This is a genomic window from Rathayibacter sp. AY1A4, from assembly GCF_002930955.1.
Taxonomy (GTDB): Bacteria; Actinomycetota; Actinomycetes; order Actinomycetales; family Microbacteriaceae; genus Rathayibacter.
This window is the reverse complement of the sequence record NZ_PSTN01000001.1, coordinates 1-19693: the sequence shown is the minus strand read 5'-3', so window position 1 is coordinate 19693 and position 19693 is coordinate 1. Positions and strand designations below refer to the sequence as shown.

The following is a 19693-nucleotide window of genomic DNA, read 5'->3' as shown; positions in this document are numbered from 1 at the left end:
CTCGATGCTCGCACGGCCGACGCCCGAGTGCGACCGGAACGGGGGCCCTCCGTCTGGGGGACGCGCGGGAGCTGAGGTCCTCCGCGGGGTCAGAGCGCCGGGAGGGGCCGCCTGAGAGCGTCCAGCCGCTTCCGCCAGGCGTCCAGGCGGCCCGGCTCCGCGGCGAGCGCCGGTCCGTCCACCCAGGCGGTCACCAGCCGGAGACCGTGCAGGGCGTTGGCCGTCCAGACCTCACGGCCCTCCAGCGACTCCGGCTCGGCCGGGGCCTCGATCACGTCCACGCCGAGCGCGCCGGCGAGCACTGAGACCGTGCGGGCCGTCACGCTGCGCACGCGCGTACTCGTCGCCGGAGGGACGACCAGCGCATCGCCCAGCCACCACAGGATCGCGCTGCTCGCTCCGTCGATGACGGCGCCGTCGGCGTCGAGCAGCACGGCCTCGTCCGCTCCCGCGGCGTGCGCGCGCGTGCGGAGGAGGGCAAGACGTGCGATGTCCGGCCCCTTCCAGGAGGGTGTCCGGCGCGGATCCACTGGGCTCGTCCACAGCACCACGGAGCGGGTCGTCGGCGGGGCGGGTCGCAGCCGGAGCCGCAGGGCGCCTCCCGAGAGCTCGACGCGCGGGAAGGACCGGCCCTCGCGGGGCAGGGCGGCGATCGCTGCGTCGAGGAACGCCTCGACGTCCGGGTGTCCTCCCGCCGAGGCGACGGAGGCGGCGAACCGCTCGCGGTGCAGGTCGAGTCCGCGGACCCGGCCCTCGTCCACCAGCCAGGAGTCGGCCGCGTCCAGGGAGGTGCCGGGTGGCTCGGGAACGCTCGTCAGGGCCCGCCCGTCCCACTCCCGAACCTGCTCGCCGTCCACGACCGCCTACGCTAGCCCAGTGGTCTCGGAGGATCGGCACGTCCGCTCGGTCGAGCTGCCCTGGGTCGATCCGGAGCTCGCGCACCACGCCCTGTTCGCCACGGCCGAGGCGTCGTTCTGGCTCGACTCGGGCCTCGGAGCGACGAGCGGCCGCTCCTACCTCGGGGCGTGCGCCCGCGAGGACGTGCTCCTCGTCGAGGCCGGCGGCGACGTGGCGGCGGCGCTCGCCGCGATCGACGACGAGGCCCCCGCGGGCGACCGCGCGCTCGGCCGCTACGGCTGGATCTCCTACGAGGCGGGAGCCGCCTCCGTCTCCCTGCCCTCGGCGCCGACCGGCCCCGCGGATCCGCCCGCTCTCGCCCTGCTCCGGGGCGACCCCGTGCTCGAGTTCGACCACGGGGCCCGGACCGTCCGCCTGGTCGCCACGGGAGACGTGCAGGAGCTCACCGCGCGCCTGCTCGAGCTCGTCGGGGCGCCCGCACCCGCGGACCCCGCGGATCCCGAGCCCGCCGGCGTCCCGGTCCGCCGTCACTCCGCCGCCGAGTACACGGCGCTGATCGGCCGCTGCCAGGAGGCCATCCGCGCGGGGGACGCCTACCAGCTCTGCCTCACCGACGAGATCGTCGTCGAGGGCCGGTTCGATCCGGTCGAGGCGTACCGTCGCCTCCGCCGCTCCAGCCCGAGCCATCACGGCGGGCTGATCCGCCTCGGCCCGCTCGCGCTCGTCAGCGCCTCGCCCGAGCGGTTCCTCACCGGCGGGGCCGACGGACGCGTCGCCACGCATCCCATCAAGGGCACGCGTCCCCGGGGCCGGGACGCCGACGAGGACCGCGCGCTCCGGGACGAGCTCGTGTCGAGCGTGAAGGAGCGGGCCGAGAACGTGATGATCGTGGACCTCGTCCGCAACGACCTCGCCCGGATCGCCGCCCCCGGCTCCGTCGTCGTCGACCGCCTGCTCGAGGTGGAGAGCTACCCGCACGTCCACCAGCTGGTCAGCGAGGTCTCGGCCCGCCGCGCGCCGGGCGTCGGGATCGCCGAGCTGATCGCGGCCCTCTTCCCGGCCGGCTCGATGACGGGAGCGCCCAAGCGCCGGGCGGTGGAGCTGCTGCGGGAGTGGGAGGGCGGTCCCCGCGGCGTCTACTCCGGCGCCTTCGGCCGCCTGGGCTCGGACGGCTCACTGGACCTCGCGATGACCATCCGCACCCTCGTGCTCGACGGCGAGCGCGCCCGCCTGGGGACCGGCGGCGGCATCACCGCGCTCTCGGTGCCGGAGGAGGAGGTCGAGGAGACGCGGCTGAAGGCGCGGGCGCTCCTCGCGGTGCTGGGCGCCGCCGAGGAGTGAGCGGGCGCCGCGTTCGTCTGCCGTGCGCGCAGGGCCAGTAGGGTTGATGGTCGAACGCAGCCGCCCACGCGTGCGCGTTCTCCCCCTCCTTCAGAAGTGAGAAGCACCTGTGGCAGAAGACACCTCCCGGCAGACCGGCGCGAGCGACGAGGAGCGCTACGACTTCCGAGCGCTCCAGGAGAAGTGGCTCCCGATCTGGGAGGAGACGCGCCCGTTCGCGACGGACGACCCCGACGACAAGCGCCCCCGCAAGTACGTGCTCGACATGTTCCCGTACCCCTCGGGCGACCTGCACATGGGCCACGCCGAGGCGTACGCGCTCGGAGACGTGATCGCGCGCTACTGGCGCCAGCAGGGCTTCAACGTCCTCCACCCGATCGGCTGGGACAGCTTCGGCCTGCCCGCCGAGAACGCCGCGATCAAGCGCGGGCTGAACCCGGTCACCTGGACCTACGACAACATCGAGCAGCAGAAGCGCTCGATGAAGCGCTACGCCGCGTCCTTCGACTGGGACCGCGTGCTGCACACCTCCGACCCTGAGTACTACAAGTGGAACCAGTGGCTGTTCCTCAAGATGTACGAGAAGGGCCTCGCCTACCGCAAGGACAGCTGGGTCAACTGGGACCCGGTGGACCAGACGGTTCTGGCGAACGAGCAGGTCCTCGCGGACGGCACCTCCGAGCGCTCCGGCGCGGTCGTGGTCAAGAAGAAGCTCACGCAGTGGTACTTCAAGATCACCGACTACGCCGACCGCCTGCTCGACGACCTGAACCAGCTCGAGGGATCCTGGCCGTCGAAGGTCATCGCCATGCAGCGCAACTGGATCGGCCGCTCCATCGGCGCCGACGTCGAGTTCGAGATCGAGGGCCGCGACGAGCGCGTCACCGTCTTCACCACGCGCCCCGACACGCTCTACGGGGCGACCTTCATGGTCGTCGCGCCCGACTCCGACCTCGCCTCCGAGCTGGTCGAGGGCTCCGAGCCCGCGATCCGCGACGCGTTCCGCAGCTACCTCGAGACGGTGCAGAAGTCGAGCGAGATCGAGCGCCTGACCGCCGACCGCCCCAAGACCGGCGTGTTCCTCGGCCGCTACGCGGTGAACCCCGTGAACGGCGAGCGGCTGCCGATCTGGGCCGCCGACTACGTCCTCTCCGACTACGGCCACGGAGCCGTCATGGCCGTGCCGGCGCACGACCAGCGCGACCTCGACTTCGCCCGCGCCTTCGACCTGCCCGTGCGCGTGGTCGTCGACACCAACGCCTCCGTCACCGGGGCGATCCCGGTCATCCCGGAGGACCCGGAGGAGCTGGCCGCGCTCGAGAAGGAGTACTCGCTCGACCCCGCCACGACCGGCGAGGCGCTGACCGGCGACGGCCGCCTGATCAACTCCGGGCCGCTCGACGGGCTCTCCAAGCGCACCGCCATCGAGCGCGTCATCAGGATGCTCGAGGAGCGCGGCCGCGGCCGCTCGGCCAAGAACTACCGCCTGCGCGACTGGCTGATCTCGCGCCAGCGCTACTGGGGCACCCCCATCCCGATCATCCACGGAGCCGACGGCGAGCTCGTGCCGGTTCCCGAGGACCAGCTGCCCGTCGTCCTGCCCTCCACCGACGGCCTCGATCTGCAGCCGAAGGGCTCGTCGCCGCTCGGAGCGGCGGAGGACTGGGTGAACGTGCCGCACCCGGTGGACGGCTCGCCCGCGCGCCGCGACCCGGACACGATGGACACCTTCGTCGACTCCTCGTGGTACTTCCTCCGCTTCCTCTCGCCGAAGGACGACACGCAGGCCTTCGATCCGAAGCTCGCCGAGAAGTGGGCGCCCGTCGACCAGTACGTCGGAGGCGTGACGCACGCGATCCTGCACCTGCTGTACGCGCGCTTCATCACCAAGGTGCTGTTCGACCTGGGCTACGTGTCGTTCACGGAGCCGTTCACGGCGCTGCTCAACCAGGGCATGGTGCAGATGGACGGCGCGGCGATGTCGAAGTCGAAGGGCAACATCGTCCGCCTCTCGGACCAGCTGGACGAGTTCGGCGTCGACGCCGTGCGCCTGACGATGGCGTTCGCCGGCCCGCCCGAGGACGACATCGACTGGGCCGACGTCTCGCCCGGCGGCAGCGCGAAGTTCCTCGCCCGCGCCTGGCGCCTGGCGAAGGACGTCACCTCGAGGCCCGACGTCGAGTGGAAGTCGGGCGACGCGGCTCTGCGCCGCCAGACCCACCGCTTCCTCGCGGAGTCCCCGTCGCTGATCGAGGCGTTCAAGTTCAACGTCGTGGTCGCGCGGCTGATGGAGCTCGTCAACGCGACCCGCAAGGTCGTCGACTCGGGCGCCGGGGCCGGGGACCCCGCGGTTCGCGAGGCGGTCGAGGTGGTCGCGATGGCTCTCAACCTGTTCGCGCCGTACACGGCCGAGGACATGTGGCACCGTCTGGGCTACGAGGGCACCGTCGCGCACGCGCTGTGGCGCAAGGCCGACCCGTCGCTGCTGGTCGAGGAGAAGGTCACGGCGATCCTGCAGGTCGACGGCAAGGTCCGCGACCGGCTCGAGGTCTCGCCGAAGATCTCCTCCGACGAGCTCGAGGAGAAGGCGCGGGCCACGGCCGGCGTCGCCCGGGCTCTCGTCGGCCGCGAGGTCGTGAAGGCGATCGTGCGGGCCCCGCGCCTGGTGAACCTGGTGACGAAGGCGGTCTAGCCGCCGATCCGTCCCGACGGGGCTCCTCCTCTCGCGGGAGGGGCCCCGTCGTGCGTCCTGCGCCGGTGCTGCCCTCTCCTCCACAGGGAGGCGATCCGGCGGGCTCTCCCCGGATCGGTGTCGGCGGCCGCTCCGGGCGGGGACACGGGTCCTACCGTCGGCGGATGCCAGAGACCAGCGGGACGGACGACGAGCAGCTGACGGCGCTGCTGCGGCCCCGCCGCGCCCGCCCGCGCTGGCGCGTGGGAGTGGGAGCGGCGGTCGTGCTCGTCATCGGCGCCGCGGTGGTCGCGGTGCTGCTCGCGGGAGCGCGGTCGAGCGGTCATGAGCGGGTCCTGGAGCCCGCCGTGTCGACGAGTGCGCCCGCTGCTGCGGCGGTCGAGTCGCTGTACGTGCACGTGGCCGGGGAGGTCGCCTCTCCGGGGCTGTACGTCCTGTCGCCGGAGGCGCGGGTGGCGGACGCGGTCGCCGCCGCCGGAGGGTTCCAGGAGTCGGCGGAGCGCGCGGCGGTCAACCTGGCCCGGAGGCTCGTGGACGGCGAGCAGATCGTCGTGCCGGCCGTGGGAGCGGCGCCGGCCGCGGCGGGAGCCGCTCCGGGCGGGGCCGCTCCAGGAGGGGCCTCCGCCGCCGGATCCGTGCTGAGCCTGAGCACGGCGACGGCGGCCCAGCTGGAGGAGCTGCCCGAGATCGGCCCGGCGACCGCGAAGAAGATCGTCGCCCACCGGGAGGCGAACGGCCCGTTCTCCTCTGTCGACCAGCTGCTCGAGGTCCCCGGGATCGGGGAGAAGACGCTCGCCGCGTTCCGCGACCAGGTCGCGCCGTGAGGAGCGTGCGGGCGGCGGACCTGCGGCTCCTGCCGGCAGCGGTGTTCGCCTGGACCACGGCGTGGGCGGCCGGGATGCTGCCGGTCGCGGCGGTGCTCGACGGGGGCCTCTCGTGGTGCGCCGCGGGCTGGGTGCTCCTCGGGGCGGCGTGCGTCCTGCTCCGGCGCGGCCTCGGCGAGCGGCTGGTCGGAGCGGTGCTCGTCGCGGGCGCGGGTGCCGCCCTCGCCCTCACCTCCGTCGTCGCCGCGGCGCCCGGTGACCACCCGGCGTCGATGCGGGAGGCGCAGGAGGATCGCGCCCTCACCCCGGTCACCGTGCGCGTCGATACGGGTGCCCGACCGCTCGCGACCGGGGGAGTGTGGTTCGACGCGACGGCGCTGCGGGTGGGAGACGCGTCGACCGCGGCCCCCGTCCGCGTGCTGCTCGCCGATCCCGGCGGTCGTCTGCCCGTGGGCGCCGAGCTCGACCTGGAGGCGCGTGCTGCGGCGCAGGAGGGGCCCGTCGGCGAGGCGACGATGCTGAGAGCGGCGTCCGTTGAGGACCGGCGCGGTCCCGGGGGAGCGGCGGCCGTCGCGGAGGTGCTGCGCTCGCGCTTCCTCGAACGCGCGGCGCTGGTCGGCGGCGATGTGGCGGGTCTGCTGCCGGGCCTCGCGACCGGCGACACGTCCGCGCTCGACGTGGGGCTCGAGGAGGCGATGCGCACCGCGTCGCTCACCCACCTGACCGCCGTCTCGGGCGCCAACTGCGCCGTGGTGGTGGTCGCCGGCTGGACGATCGCGGCGCTCCTCGGCGCAGGGCGCCGCCTCCGGACCGTCGCCGCCCTCGCCCTGCTCGCCGGCTTCGTCGTGCTGGTGACCCCCGAGCCGAGCGTGGTGCGGGCCGCCGTGATGGCGACGGTGGTCCTCCTCGCGCGGCTCGGGCGCCGCTCCGGAGCGGCCGTGCCCGCTCTGCTCGCGACCGTCGTCCTCCTCGTGGCCGCCGACCCCTCGATCGCGGGGAGGCTCGGCTTCGTGCTGTCCGTCCTCGCCACCGCCGGACTCCTGCTTCTCGCCGAGCCGATCGCGGGCGCTCTCGGGCGGGTGCTGCCCCGGCCTCTCGCCCTGCTGCTCGCGGTGCCGACCGCGGCGCAGCTCGCCTGCCAGCCCGTGCTGCTGCTCGTGGACCCGTCGGTGCCGGTGTACGGGGTGCTCGCCAACCTGCTCGCCGAGCCCGCGGCACCCGCCGCGACCGGGCTCGGGCTCGTCGGCTGCCTGCTCGCTCCCTGGTGGCCCGGAGCCGCCGACGCGGCGATCCGTCTCGCCGCCGTTCCCGCCTGGTGGATCGCCTCGATCGCCCGCGCCGTCGACTCGTGGCCCGCTCCGAGGATCGCCTGGTGGCCCGGCGTGGGAGGAGCGCTCGCGCTCACCGTGCTGACCCTGCTCGCCCTCGTGCTCGTCACGCAGTCGCCGCGGCTCGCGCGGGTGCGCCGGATCGCCGCCGTCGGGCTGGCGTGCGCGATCGCGGCCGCCGGCGGCACCACCGTCGCCACGCCGCTCCTCCGCGCCGCCTCGGTTCCCGAGGACTGGCGTGTCGCGATGTGCGACGTCGGGCAGGGCGACGCGGTCCTCCTCCGCGGAGACGCGGGCGTGCTGCTCGTCGACACGGGGCCCGAGCCCGCACCGCTCGAGGCCTGCCTCCGCCTGATGGGAGTGGACCGGATCCCGCTGCTGGTGCTCACGCACTACGACCTCGACCACGTCGGCGGGCTCCAGGCCGTCCTCGGACGGACCGACGCCGCGCTCGTCGGGCCCGCCGCGGGCCGCGACGACGAGCGCGACCGGGCGGCGCTCACCGGCGCGGGGGTCGCCGTGCAGGAGGCGGTCCGCGGCGACAGCGGCGCGCTCGGCTCGCTGCGCTGGCGGGTCGAGTGGCCGGAGCGGCGGAGCGCGCTGCGGGGCAACGAGGCGAGCGTGACCCTCCGGGTCGACATCGGCGCGGACGCCCGCGGCGGCCCGCTCTCCGTCGCGCTCCTGGGCGACCTCGGCGAGCAGGAGCAGGGACGCGTCTCCCGGCTGCCGGTCGGCCGGGTCGACGTCGTCAAGGTCGCGCATCACGGCTCCGCCGACCAGTCGCCCGCCCTCTACGACGCGCTCGGCGCGAGCGTCGGGCTGATCTCCGTCGGGGCGGAGAACGACTACGGACATCCGAATCCGTCGCTCCTCGCTCTGCTGGCCGAGCGCGGGGTCGAGGCGCTGAGGTCGGATGTCGAGGGTACGGTCGTGCTCGCGTCCCGCAGCGACGGGATCGCGGTCTGGGTGAGCGGCGCGACGGCTCCCGCGGCGGCCTCGGGGCGCCGTGAGCGGGCCGTAGGGTGGAGGGCGCTCGGACGGGCGCGGCACGGAAGGACACGGCATGGCAGGCAGGGCCCCGGCGCGCGCGAAGGCAGCGCCCTCGAAGGCGGCGATCCCGCAGCTCGCCTGGAACCAGACCCGGCCGGCGCCGATCGTGCTGATCACCGGCCCGGAGCAGTTCCTCGCCGACCGCGCGCTGCGCTTCCTCCGTGAGTTCCTCCGGGCCGAGGATCCGAGCCTCGAGGTCAGCGACATCGACGCCGGCGGCTACGCGCCGGGGGAGCTGCTGACGCTCGCGAGCCCGTCCCTCTTCGACGAGCCCCGCCTCATCCGCGTCTCGAACGTCGAGAAGTGCACGGACGCGTTCCTCCTCGAGACCCTCGACTACCTCTCGGCGCCCGCGGACGGGGCGACCCTGGTGCTCCGCCACGGCGGCGGCAACCGGGGCAAGAAGCTCCTCGACGCCATCCGCTCGGGTACGGGCGGCGGCATCGAGATCGTCTGCGCCGAGCTCAAGCGCGAGAGCGACAAGGTCGACTTCGCGATCGCCGAGTTCCGCACCGCCGGCCGCACGGCGACCACCGGTGCCGTCCGAGCCCTGGTGTCGGCGTTCTCCGACGACCTCGACGAGCTCGCGTCGGCGTGCCAGCAGCTGCTGTCCGACGTCACCGGAGAGATCACCGAGGCGACCGTGGCGAAGTACTACGGCGGCCGCGTCGAGACCACGGCCTTCACCGTCGCCGACTCGGCGATCGCGGGCCGTCACGGCGAGGCGCTGCTCGGGCTCCGCCACGCCCTCGCCTCCGGTGCCGACCCGGTACCGATCGTCGCCGCGTTCGCGAGCAAGCTGCGGACCATGGCGAAGGTCGCCGGCTCGCGCGAGGGCTCGGGCCAGGTCGCCTCGCGTCTGGGCCTCGCTCCGTGGCAGGTGGACCGGGCCCGGCGCGACCTTCAGGGCTGGACCGGCGAGGGCCTCGGCACCGCGATCCTGACGATCGCCGATGCCGACGCGAACGTGAAGGGCGCCACCCGCGACCCCGTGTACGCCCTCGAGCGCATGGTCTCCGTCGTCTCCGCCCGGGGCCTCTGACCCGCCCGAAAGGCCCTGCTCCCGCGATCCGCTTCGACCTCGTCTCCGGCGGGTCTCGATCCGCCGCTCCGCGGCTACTCGACCAGCAGTGAGGGGATCACCTCCCCTCGCAGGGTCGCACCGCGGCCGACGAAGAGTCGGACGACGACCCCGCAGGGTCACCGGCGATCCGCGTGTCAGCGGATCGTCGTACCCGGAACGCTCCCCGCTCCTCCCACCGCGACCGTCATGAGACCCGACCGCGCCACGTCCGATGGACGACGAAGCGTCGCCCGTCGACCTCGCAGGGTCACCGGCGATCCGCGTGCGAGCGGATCGTCGTACCCGGAACGAAACCCGCTCCTCCCACCGCAACCATGCGCGGAAGCCGACCGCGCGACGGGCGACGAGGCACGAGGAGCCCGTCGACCGCGAAGCTGCAACGACGAAGGGCCCGGCCAATGGCCGGACCCTTCGTCGTTGCAGCTTCGCGCAGTATTACAGCGCGGCGACCTGCTTCGCGATGGCCGACTTGCGGTTCGCTGCCTGGTTCTTGTGGATGACGCCCTTGCTGGCGGCCTTGTCGAGCTTCTTGGCGGCGAAGGCGAGGGCGGTGCCGGCCTTCTCGGTGTCACCGGCGGCGATGGCGGTGTGGACCGAGCGGATGGCGGTCTTCAGCTCGCTCTTGACGGCCTTGTTGCGCTCGTTCGCCTTCTTGTTGGTGAGGTTGCGCTTGATCTGCGACTTGATGTTTGCCACGTGGATTACCTTCTTCTCGGATGTGCGTGTGTGCAGCCGGCTACTCGACGGAGTGCCCCTTCCGCGGGCGTCTGAACGCCCTGCGGTGCGACTGGAGGTCGCCGGCTTCTGATCACTCCACGCCTGCCGGGTGTCCGGAGGGGGAGCGCAAGCCAACAAGGAACTTTAGCGCACCCGTCGTCACCCTTCAACCGCGCCGCGCCCGCGGGTGCGGCGCCGTCCGGGTCGGGGCCGCCGGGGCGACACGCCGGGGGAGGCGGACCGCCGTGGCGTCTCGCGGTCCGGGCCCGCCGGTAACGTGACGCCGGTGCCCCGTCTCGCCGATCACCTCTCCGCGGTGCCGCCCTCGGGCATCCGCCACCTGTTCGAGATCGCGCTGCGGCTCGACGGAGTCACCCTCCTCGCGGTGGGCGAGCCCGACGTGCCGACCGCGCCGCACATCATCGAGGCGGCCCGAGCGGCGTGGGCGGCCGACGACACCCGCTACGGGCCCAACGGCGGCGTGCCCGAGCTCCGGCGGGCCATCGTGGAGAAGCTGGCGCGCGACAACGGCATCGAGGCGGACGTCGAGCAGGTCTGGGTGACCGTCGGCGCCACGCAGGCGCTGCACCAGGCGATGACGCTCCTGCTCGGGCCCGGCGACGAGGTGCTCATCCCCGACCCGGGCTACACCGTCTTCACGACCAACGCGCGGACCATCGGCGCCGTCCCCGTGCCGTACACGCTGCGCGCCGAGAACGCCTTCCTCCCCGATCCCGACGAGGTCGAGCGCCTGATCACCGACCGGACCCGCGTCCTGATCGTCAACAGCCCCTCCAACCCGCTCGGCGTGGTGTTCCCGAGGGAGGTCCTCGAGCGCCTGCTCGACATCGCCCGGCGCCACGACCTGTGGGTGCTCAGCGACGAGGTCTACGAGTACTTCACCTACGGGCGCCCGCACGTGAGCCTCGCGGCGATCGCCCAGGAGCGCGGGGACGACGCCGACCGCGTCCTCAGCGTCTTCTCCTTCTCGAAGACGTACGCGATGACCGGTGTCCGCGTCGGCTACCTCGTGACGCCTCCGGGCTTCACGTCGATCATGGTCACGGTGCAGGAGGCGGCCATCAGCTGCGTCGCCACTCCGGACCAGCGCGCCGCCCTCGCCGCTCTGACCGGGCCGCAGGACGCCGTGGCCTCCGCCTCCGACCACTACCTCGCCAACCTGCGGCTCGCGACGGGCGTGCTCGACGAGCGGGGGATCGCCTACCGCGAGCCCGAGGGCGCGTTCTACCTGTGGATCGACATGGCGCACGCGACCGGCGGGGACGTCGCCTCCTGGGTCGAGTCGTTCCTCCTCGAGACCCTCGTCGCCGTCGCTCCCGGCAGCGCCTTCGGCCGCACCGGCGAGGGCTGGATCCGCGTCTGCCTCGCCGCTGACCCCGCGGCGCTGGAGCACGGGCTGCGCGCCCTCCCGGCCCCGGTGCGCGGATGAGCGCCGCCGAGGTGCTGGTCCGGCGCGTCCGGGCGGAGGAGTACGACGAGGTCTCGCGCCTGCGGCTCGCCGCCTACGCCCACGACTACGAGCTGGGGGAGGAGTACGCCGCCGACGTCGCCGCGGTCGCCCGGCACGACGTCGAGGGCGAGGTCTGGGTCGCCGTCGAGTGCGACGGGCGGATCCTCGCCACGGTCACCACCGCGCGCCCGGGCGCGAACCTGTACGAGCTCGGCCGCCCCGGCGAGCTGGACTGGCGGCTTCTCGCCGTCGCCCCGGAGGCACGCGGGCGGGGTCTCGGGCGGCTGCTCACCGAGTTCGTCGTGATGCTCGCCGCCGAGCGGGGCCTCCAGCGGGTCGTGATGAACAGCGGCACGCTGATGACCACCGCGCACGCCCTCTACGAGAGCATGGGCTTCGTCCGCCTCGGCGAGCGGGAGAACCCGCCCGGCGTCGAGCCCACCCGCACCTACGGACTCGATCTGTAGCCGCCGGTCCCGGCCTCCGCCGCCGGGCATGGGACACTGGTCCCACGATGTCTCCACGTGCACACTCCGGGCTCGAGCCCGCCGCGACCGATCCGGCGTCCATCCGCAACTTCTGCATCATCGCCCACATCGACCACGGCAAGTCCACCCTCGCCGACCGGATGCTCGGCATCACGGGTGTCGTCGAGGACCGGGCGATGCGCGCGCAGTACCTCGACCGCATGGACATCGAGCGCGAGCGCGGCATCACGATCAAGTCGCAGGCCGTGCGGATGCCGTGGGAGCGCGACGGGCGCACGTTCGCCCTGAACATGATCGACACTCCGGGCCACGTCGACTTCTCCTACGAGGTCAGCCGCTCGCTGGCGGCCTGCGAGGGCGCGATCCTCCTGGTCGACGCGGCGCAGGGCATCGAGGCCCAGACGCTCGCGAACCTCTACCTCGCGCTCGAGAACGACCTCACGATCATCCCGGTCCTGAACAAGATCGACCTGCCGGCCGCGGATCCCGAGAAGTACGCGAAGGAGCTCGCGAGCCTGATCGGCGGCGACCCGGACGACGTCCTCCGCGTCTCCGGCAAGACCGGCATGGGCGTCGAGGCGCTGCTCGACCGCGTCACCGAGCTCATCCCGCCGCCCGTCGGCGACCCCTCCGCCCCTGCGCGCGCCATGATCTTCGACTCCGTGTACGACGCCTACCGCGGGGTCGTCACCTACGTCCGGATGATCGACGGCAAGCTCTCGCCGCGCGAGAAGATCCAGATGATGTCGACCCGCGCCACGCACGAGATCCTCGAGATCGGCGTGTCGAGCCCCGAGCCCGTCGCGACGCAGGGTCTCGCGGTCGGCGAGGTGGGCTACCTGATCACCGGTGTGAAGGACGTGCGCCAGTCGAAGGTCGGCGACACCGTCACCACGGCGTCCAAGCCCGCGACGCAGGCGCTGCCCGGCTACACCGAGCCGCTCCCGATGGTCTTCTCGGGCCTGTACCCGATCGACGGCAGCGACTACCCGGACCTGCGCGAGGCCCTCGACAAGCTCAAGCTCTCGGACGCGGCGCTCGTGTACGAGCCCGAGACGTCGGTGGCGCTCGGCTTCGGCTTCCGCTGCGGCTTCCTCGGCCTCCTGCACCTCGAGATCATCACCGAGCGCCTGCAGCGCGAGTTCGGTCTCGACCTCATCACCACGGCGCCCTCGGTCATCTACGAGGTCTCGACGGAGGACAAGAAGACCGTCACCGTCACGAACCCGAGCGAGTTCCCCGTCGGCAAGATCGCCGCCGTCACGGAGCCGATCGTCAAGGCCGCGATCCTCGCGCCGAAGGACTACGTCGGCACGATCATGGAGCTCTGCCAGAGCCGCCGAGGGACCCTGATCGGCATGGAGTACCTGGGCGAGGACCGGGTCGAGATCCGCTACCACATGCCCCTCGGCGAGATCGTCTTCGACTTCTTCGACAACCTCAAGTCGAAGACCGCCGGCTACGCCTCGCTCGACTACGAGCCCGCCGGCTCACAGGAGGCCGACCTGGTGAAGGTCGACATCCTGCTGCAGGGCGAGCAGGTCGACGCGTTCAGCGCGATCGTGCACCGCGAGAAGGCCTACGCCTACGGCGTGCTGATGACGGGGCGCCTGCGCAAGCTGATCCCGCGGCAGCAGTTCGAGGTGCCGATCCAGGCCGCCATCGGCGCCCGGATCATCGCCCGCGAGTCGATCAGCGCGATGCGCAAGGACGTCCTGGCCAAGTGCTACGGCGGCGACATCACCCGCAAGCGCAAGCTCCTCGAGAAGCAGAAGGAGGGCAAGAAGCGCATGAAGATGGTGGGCCGCGTCGAGGTCCCCCAGGAGGCGTTCATCGCCGCGCTCTCCGGCGACGTCGAGACCAAGGACAAGAAGTAGCGCGACCCCCCTCGCCGGCGCCCTCCTCCCTCCCGGACGGGTGACACACCCCCCGTCCGGGACATCGTGTCCGCGGGGATTGCGGCGCCTCACAGCGGACCGATAGCTTTCGGACGCCAGGACGCGGCCGTGGATCGAGACCGATCCGCACGGGGGGCTGCAGCGTCGACGACCGGTCCTCCACCATGACGAAGGGTGGTAGTCCGTGGTGCCTACGAGCACGAGGAAGCGCTGGATCAGGACGGGGGCGGCGCTCGCGAGCATCGCGGCCGTCGCAGCGGGATCGCTGGTGGCGGCGGGACCGGCCTCCGCAGCGAACAAGGTGATCCCGGTCGCGCCCGCGCCCTACTTCTGGTCGGACAGCGCCCGGTTCGGCACCGACGTGCCGCTGCCGGTGGCCGCAGACGCGACCACGCTGACCGTCGAGCTGCCCGACTCCACCGCTCCCGACACCTTCACCGAGTGGTCGTACCCCGGCTACCGGGTCGTGGAGTGGCAGCTGGGCAGCACCGCGACGGACCTCGCGAGCGGCGAATCCGTCGTCGACACCGCCACCAACTCGATCGAGATCCCGATCGGGCGCGCCGCCGGCTCCTTCGGCGGCACCTCGCTCTCGCTCCTCCTGAACGGCGCCGAGGACGAGGCGGACGACGCGTACGCTCCGGCCGGCGTCGACCGGACCGGCTTCGTCCTCGCCCTCTCCGCCACCCTCGCGGTGACGGCTGCGAGCGGAACCGCGGATGCCGACCTCGACCTGTCGACGTCCACCTCCTCCGACCGCGCCGTCGGCGGCGAATTCTGGGCCGGCGGCGGCACCGTCACCGAGGCCGGCGCGGGCGACGTCATCGTCCTCGACTCCGGTGTCCCCGGCTTCTTCGACCTCGCGGGCCTCAGCGCCACGGTCGGCACGGAGGACGGCGGCCGCCTGAAGGCCGCTCCCACGGTCGTGGAGGGCGGACGGGGCGTCGCGATCCGGCCGACCCAGGAGTTCTTCGACCGCTACCTGAACTTCAGCGACACGACGCCGCTCGGCGCCCCGTCGGTCGAGGTGAAGGGACTCAGCCGCGGCGGGGAGCAGCCTTCCGGCACCGGCGTCATCGTGCGCGCGCCGCTGCGCGTCGTCCCGTCGACCACCACCCCGACGCCGACGCCGGGCACCGGCCCGGAGGTCGTCCGCCTCGCGGGCACCGACCGCCAGGGCACCGCCGTCGAGATCTCGAAGGCGACCTTCACCACCCCCGGCGTGCCCGTCGTCTACATCGCCACCGGCGCGAACTTCCCCGACGCGCTCAGCGCCGGACCCGCCGCCGCGAAGCAGGGCGGCCCGCTCCTCCTGGTCGACCGCGACTCGGTGAGCCAGGTCGTCCGCGACGAGCTCACCCGTCTCGCGCCCCAGCGGATCGTCGTCGTCGGCTCCGACCTCAGCGTCAGCGACGCCCTCGCCACGGACCTCGGCCAGTACGCGAACGGGAGGGTCTTCCGCCTCGGAGGCACCGACCGCTACGACACGTCGCGGAAGATCATCGAGAGCGCCTTCGGAGGCGGCTCGCCGAAGGGGGCCTGGCTCGCGACCGGCGAGAAGTTCCCCGACGCGCTCAGCGCCACCGCCGCCGCAGGCAAGAACTCCGCCCCCGTCGTCCTCGTGAACGGCGGCCTCCCGGCGGCCGACCCGACCACGGTCGGGATCCTGCGGGGGCTCCGGCCTCCGGTGCTCACCATCGCGGGCTCCGAGCTGTCGGTCAGCGCGGGCATCCAGAACTCCCTCACGGTGCCGGCCGGACCGGCCGTGACCCGCATCGGCGGAGTCGACCGCTACGACACCTCGGAGCAGCTCAACCGGGCGGCCTTCCCCCGCGGGTCGAAGACCGTGTTCCTGGCCACCGGCGAGAACTTCCCCGACGCCCTGGCCGGAGCCGCGGCCGCCGGGCGCACGGGGAGCCCCCTCTTCGCCGTGCCCCCGACCTGCGTTCCGGTCAAGGTGCTGCAGGACATCAAGGCCGGCGGAGCGACGCGCGTCGTCCTCCTCGGCGGCACCGGCACCCTGTCGGCGGCCGTCCAGAAGCTGACTCCCTGCAGCTGACCCGACCCGCACCACGACGAGGGCCCTCCTCCCGCTCCGGCGGGGGAGGGCCCTCCGTCGTTCCCGGCTCGGGGCGGCGACGGTCGGATACGCTGGGTCGGATGGACAGCACCACCCGGCGCGCGGACTCGACGCGCGCCGCGCTCGAGGAGTCCGGGAAGAAGGTCGGGACGTGAGCATCCGCCGCTCCAACTTCGAGGGCCAGCCGCAGGTCACCTACGCGGCCGTCGGCGGCACTCTGGCCCCCGACCTGCTCGAGTACCCGCCGGACGGCTTCACGGCCGAGCGCTTCGAGGCCCGGCTCGGCTCGGGTGACGAGCGCTTCGCCATCACCACCGCCTCCCTGATGACCTGGGGCGTGCAGCGCGGCAGCGGCATCGAGGTGACCGACATCACCAGCGGCAGCGGCGTGCATTACACCGGGGTCAACTTCGACGCCGCGGGCACCCCGATCGACCTCGTCAGCCGGCCGACGGAGGAGCACTTCGCTCCCGACGGCACCCCGTACATCACCGCCGGCGTGACCGCCGTGCTCCGTGTGACCCTGCTCGGCCGCGTCTTCGACGCCCCGGTGCGCGTCGTCTACGTCGTCGACGAGCCCGACCAGGTCGGCTTCGCCTACGGCACCCTCGAGGGCCACCCCGAGAGCGGCGAGGAGTCCTTCGTCGTCGAGAAGCGCGCGGACGACTCGGTCTGGCTCGTCATCCGGGTCTTCTCGCGTCCCTCCACCCGCCTCTACCGCCTGGGCGCGCCGGTGCTGCGCGCCGTGCAGAAGCGCCAGGTCGCCAAGTACCTGCGCGCGCTGCTGCCGGCGCGCGTCAGCTGACGTGGGGAGCGCCCTCCCGATCGCCGATCCTGCTCCGCTCGACGGCGGACTGCCCGCGTCCGTCGTCGACGGCGTGGAGCAGCGCGACCTCGGCCTCTACGTGCACGTGCCGTTCTGCCGGGTCCGCTGCGGGTACTGCGACTTCAACACCTACACGGCGACCGAGCTCCGCGGGGCGAAGCAGCAGGACTACGCCGACGAGGCGATCACCGAGATGGCTCTCGGCGCCGAGGTGCTCGAGCGCTCGGGCCTGCCCCGGCGCCCCGCCCGCACGGTCTTCTTCGGCGGCGGGACGCCCACGCTGCTGCCCGCCGGCGACCTGGTGCGGATGCTGGACGGTCTCCGCACCCACTTCGGGGTCGCGCCCGACGCCGAGATCACCACCGAGGCGAACCCGGACTCCGTCGACGCCGCCTACCTCCGCGCGCTGGCCGAGGCGGGCTTCACCCGCGTCAGCTTCGGGATGCAGTCGGCCGTGCCGCACGTCCTCGCCACGCTCGAGCGCACCCACGACCCGGAGCGGGTCCCGCTCGTGGTCGAGTGGGCGCGGGAGGCCGGCCTGCAGGTCAGCCTCGACCTCATCTACGGCACGCCGGGGGAGTCCCTGGCCGACTGGGAGCGGTCGCTCGACTCCGCGCTCGCCAACCGGCCGGACCACCTCTCGGCCTACGCCCTGATCGTGGAGGACGGCACGAAGCTCGCCCGGCAGATCCGCCGCGGCGAGGTCGCGACCCCGGACGACGACCTCACGGCCGACATGTACGAGCTCGCCGACGCGCGCCTGGCCGCTGCCGGGTACTCCTGGTACGAGGTCAGCAACTGGGCGCGCGACGACGCCCACCGCTCCCGGCACAACCTCTCGTACTGGCTCGGCCACGACTGGTGGGGCGTCGGTCCCGGCGCGCACAGCCACGTCGGGGGCGTGCGCTGGTGGAACGTGAAGCACCCGGCGGCCTACGCCGACCGGCTGAGCACCGGGGCCTCGCCCGCTGCCGGGCGGGAGACGCTCGACGCGGGCACGCGGCGTGTGGAGGACGTGCTGCTGCGCTCGCGCCTGGCGGACGGGCTGCCCATCGACGCGATCGACGCCGGTCGGCGCAGCGAGGTGGCGGGGCTCATCGCCGACGGCCTCGTCGACGGCCGGGCGGCGCTCGGCGGCCGGATCGTGCTGACTCTGCGCGGCCGTCTGCTGGCCGACGCGGTCGTGCGCCGCCTCACCGACGGCTGAGGCCGGATCCCGGGGCGGCCGACGCACGGCCGCCCGGTTCCGCGGCTACTTGAAGAACGGGATGCTGAGCGGATAGGTGTAGTACTCGCCCGCGCTGGCGCGCACCGAGGCGATGATCGCGAAGACGATCACCAGGATCGGCACGACCAGGAACACGATGAAGCCGACGAGCACGAAGGACAGGATCGTCCCGGCGACGTAGGCGATCAGCGTCGTCAGGTGGAAGTTGAGGGCCGTCTTGGCGTGCGCCTCGAGGAACGGTCCGCGCCCCTTGAAGACCAGGAAGACGATCACCGAGGGCAGGAAGCTGAAGAAGATGCCGGTCACGTGCGTGACGATCGCCCAGGTCTTCTCGTCCGCCGGGTTCAGCGGCGGAGCCGGGGTCCCGTAGACGGGGGGCGGGGGAGGGGTGGCCGACATGATGGTCTCCGTTCCGGCGGCGGCGACGGGCGTCCCCCGTGCGCTCGGCGTCCATCGTGGCATGCGGCGACTCCCTCCGCACCGGGCCGCGCAGGACCTCCTCCTCGGGGATGACGGGGCTCCTCCCCGCGGCCCTGCAGGAGTGCACCCCGGCCGATCCCCGCGCAACCCCGCCGGGCGGTCCGCCTCCCGGTTATGATTGGCACTCAGAGTTGCGGAGTGCCAGGCTCCGCGCGGCGTCAGCGCCGCAGACGGTCGTGCCCGCGGGCACTCGGAGTCCGGCGGGAGGTCGGTCGTATGGTCACGGAGCGCGGTCTCCAGGTCCTGCGCGTGATCGTGCAGGACTACGTGGCGAACCGGGAGCCGGTGGGCTCGAAGTCGATCGTCGAGCGCCACGCGTTCGGCGTCTCGGCCGCCACCATCCGCAACGAGATGGCCCAGCTGGAGGAGGAGGAGCTGATCGCGGCTCCGCACACGTCCTCCGGCCGCGTGCCGACCGACAAGGGCTACCGCCTCTTCGTCGACCAGCTCGCCGACCTCCGCCCGCTGACCTCCGCGCAGCGCCAGGCGATCGAGACGTTCCTCGGGCAGAGCCCGGACCTCGACGAGGTGCTGGTCAAGACCGTCCGCCTGCTCTCGCAGCTCACCAACAGCGTCGCGCTCGTGCAGTACCCGTCGTTCGGAGCCGCGCGGCTGCGCCACGTGGAGCTCGTCGCCCTCGCTCCCCGCCGCCTCCTGTCGGTGCTGATCACCGACACCGGCCGGGTCGACCAGCGCGTGCTCGAGACCCCGGAGGACGTGGACGACGCGCTCCTCGGTGAGATCCGCGCGAAGCTCAACACGGCCGTGCTGGGCCTCGGGCTCCAGCAGGCGGCCGAGACGCTCGGCTCCGTCGCGGAGCGCTTCAGCCCCGAGCGGCGCCACGTGCTGACGCCGATCGTGCAGACCCTGCTCGAGCAGGTCGGCGCCAACCGGCAGGACCGCCTGGTCATGGCCGGCGCCGCCAACCTCGTCCGCACCGAGGAGGACTTCTCGGGCAGCATCTACCCCGTGCTCGAGGCGATCGAGGAGCAGGTGGAGCTGCTGCGCCTCTTCGCCGAGATGACCCCGGACCTCCGGGGAATCTCGGTGCGCATCGGCCGCGAGAACGCGCCGTTCGGGCTGCAGGAGACCTCGGTGCTCACGAGCGGGTACAACACCGCGGGCGGCCAGGTCTCGCGCCTGGGCGTGCTCGGCCCGATCCGGATGGACTACTCCGGCAACATCACCGCGGTGCGCGCCGTCGCCCGCTACCTCTCCCGCCTCCTCGGCGAGGAGTAGGCCCGACCTCCCGGCCCCCGCCGGATCGGGCCGAGCACGCCCAGGCGCGAGACCTGGCCGCCCGCGGTGTTGTACCCGCTCGTGAGCAC

Annotated in this window: 15 protein-coding genes; 12 read left to right on the top strand and 3 right to left on the bottom strand. The window is 73.1% G+C overall.

Translation table 11 applies throughout. The annotated features are described in order from the left end of the window. Positions 1-89: 89 nt before the first annotated feature. Positions 90-857 carry an aminotransferase class IV gene (locus C5B92_RS00075; protein ID WP_258061191.1) on the bottom strand — a complete coding sequence of 256 codons (768 nt, stop codon included), beginning with the start codon at positions 855-857 and terminating at the stop codon, positions 90-92. Between the two features lie 19 nt (positions 858-876). Here C5B92_RS00075 and pabB point away from each other — a divergent pair, with 19 nt between their 5' ends. From pabB to holA, 5 genes are all read left to right on the top strand, one after another. Next, positions 877-2199, top strand: a complete 1323-nt coding sequence (gene pabB / locus C5B92_RS00070; protein WP_104255141.1) for an aminodeoxychorismate synthase component I — start codon at positions 877-879, stop codon at positions 2197-2199. Between the two features lie 109 nt (positions 2200-2308). Continuing rightward, positions 2309-4891, top strand: a complete 2583-nt coding sequence (gene leuS / locus C5B92_RS00065; RefSeq protein WP_104225642.1) for a leucine--tRNA ligase — start codon at positions 2309-2311, stop codon at positions 4889-4891. 164 nt (positions 4892-5055) lie between these two features. Continuing rightward, a complete protein-coding gene (locus tag C5B92_RS00060) occupies positions 5056-5715 on the top strand; it encodes a ComEA family DNA-binding protein (protein WP_104255142.1) in 660 nt (219 codons plus the stop codon). Next, complete coding sequence (locus tag C5B92_RS00055) at positions 5712-8258, top strand: ComEC/Rec2 family competence protein (protein WP_146084799.1); 2547 nt, start codon at positions 5712-5714, stop codon at positions 8256-8258. The genes C5B92_RS00060 and C5B92_RS00055 overlap by 4 nt, the downstream gene beginning before the upstream one ends. Then, entirely contained in the window at positions 8158-9135 is a 978-nt protein-coding gene (holA, locus tag C5B92_RS17575) for a DNA polymerase III subunit delta (protein WP_219814245.1), read from the top strand. The genes C5B92_RS00055 and holA overlap by 101 nt, the downstream gene beginning before the upstream one ends. A 477-nt stretch (positions 9136-9612) precedes the next feature. Here holA and rpsT read toward each other — a convergent pair whose 3' ends face one another. Continuing rightward, a complete protein-coding gene (rpsT, locus tag C5B92_RS00045) occupies positions 9613-9873 on the bottom strand; it encodes a 30S ribosomal protein S20 (RefSeq protein WP_097165711.1) in 261 nt (86 codons plus the stop codon). Between the two features lie 307 nt (positions 9874-10180). Between rpsT and C5B92_RS00040 the strand changes: the two genes are divergently transcribed. The 6 genes from C5B92_RS00040 to hemW all read left to right on the top strand — a co-directional run bounded on the left by C5B92_RS00040 (position 10181) and on the right by hemW (position 17864). Continuing rightward, positions 10181-11344, top strand: a complete 1164-nt coding sequence (locus C5B92_RS00040) for a pyridoxal phosphate-dependent aminotransferase (protein WP_104255144.1) — start codon at positions 10181-10183, stop codon at positions 11342-11344. After that, positions 11341-11832: a GNAT family N-acetyltransferase gene (locus C5B92_RS00035; RefSeq protein WP_104255145.1), complete on the top strand. Its 492-nt coding sequence runs from the start codon at positions 11341-11343 to the stop codon at positions 11830-11832. The genes C5B92_RS00040 and C5B92_RS00035 overlap by 4 nt, the downstream gene beginning before the upstream one ends. A 47-nt stretch (positions 11833-11879) precedes the next feature. After that, positions 11880-13730 carry a translation elongation factor 4 gene (lepA, locus tag C5B92_RS00030; RefSeq protein ID WP_104223127.1) on the top strand — a complete coding sequence of 617 codons (1851 nt, stop codon included), beginning with the start codon at positions 11880-11882 and terminating at the stop codon, positions 13728-13730. Between the two features lie 205 nt (positions 13731-13935). After that, positions 13936-15810 (top strand): cell wall-binding repeat-containing protein, encoded by a 1875-nt coding sequence (locus tag C5B92_RS00025; RefSeq protein WP_104255146.1) that lies wholly within the window; start codon positions 13936-13938, stop codon positions 15808-15810. Positions 15811-15982: 172 nt separating this feature from the next. Then, positions 15983-16636, top strand: coding sequence for a DUF1990 family protein (locus C5B92_RS00020; protein WP_258061189.1), 654 nt, complete (start codon positions 15983-15985; stop codon positions 16634-16636). A gap of 1 nt (position 16637) precedes the next feature. Further along, the gene (gene hemW / locus C5B92_RS00015; RefSeq protein ID WP_104255147.1) at positions 16638-17864 is read left to right on the top strand and encodes a radical SAM family heme chaperone HemW; all 1227 of its coding nucleotides are present in this window, start codon (positions 16638-16640) and stop codon (positions 17862-17864) included. A 45-nt stretch (positions 17865-17909) separates the two neighbouring features. Here hemW and C5B92_RS00010 read toward each other — a convergent pair whose 3' ends face one another. Continuing rightward, positions 17910-18347 (bottom strand): DUF4870 domain-containing protein, encoded by a 438-nt coding sequence (locus C5B92_RS00010; RefSeq protein ID WP_258061188.1) that lies wholly within the window; start codon positions 18345-18347, stop codon positions 17910-17912. A 234-nt stretch (positions 18348-18581) separates the two neighbouring features. Between C5B92_RS00010 and hrcA the strand changes: the two genes are divergently transcribed. After that, entirely contained in the window at positions 18582-19604 is a 1023-nt protein-coding gene (gene hrcA, locus C5B92_RS00005; protein ID WP_104255149.1) for a heat-inducible transcriptional repressor HrcA, read from the top strand. Positions 19605-19693: the final 89 nt, after the last annotated feature.

Coding starts and splice junctions, on each gene's coding strand:
- C5B92_RS00060 (WP_104255142.1), top strand. CDS start 5,056: ATGCCAGAGACCAGCGGGACGGACGACGAGCAGCTGACGGCGCTGCTG.
- C5B92_RS00035 (WP_104255145.1), top strand. CDS start 11,341: ATGAGCGCCGCCGAGGTGCTGGTCCGGCGCGTCCGGGCGGAGGAGTAC.
- lepA (WP_104223127.1), top strand. CDS start 11,880: ATGTCTCCACGTGCACACTCCGGGCTCGAGCCCGCCGCGACCGATCCG.
- C5B92_RS00010 (WP_258061188.1), bottom strand. CDS start 18,347: ATGCCACGATGGACGCCGAGCGCACGGGGGACGCCCGTCGCCGCCGCC.
- hrcA (WP_104255149.1), top strand. CDS start 18,582: ATGGTCACGGAGCGCGGTCTCCAGGTCCTGCGCGTGATCGTGCAGGAC.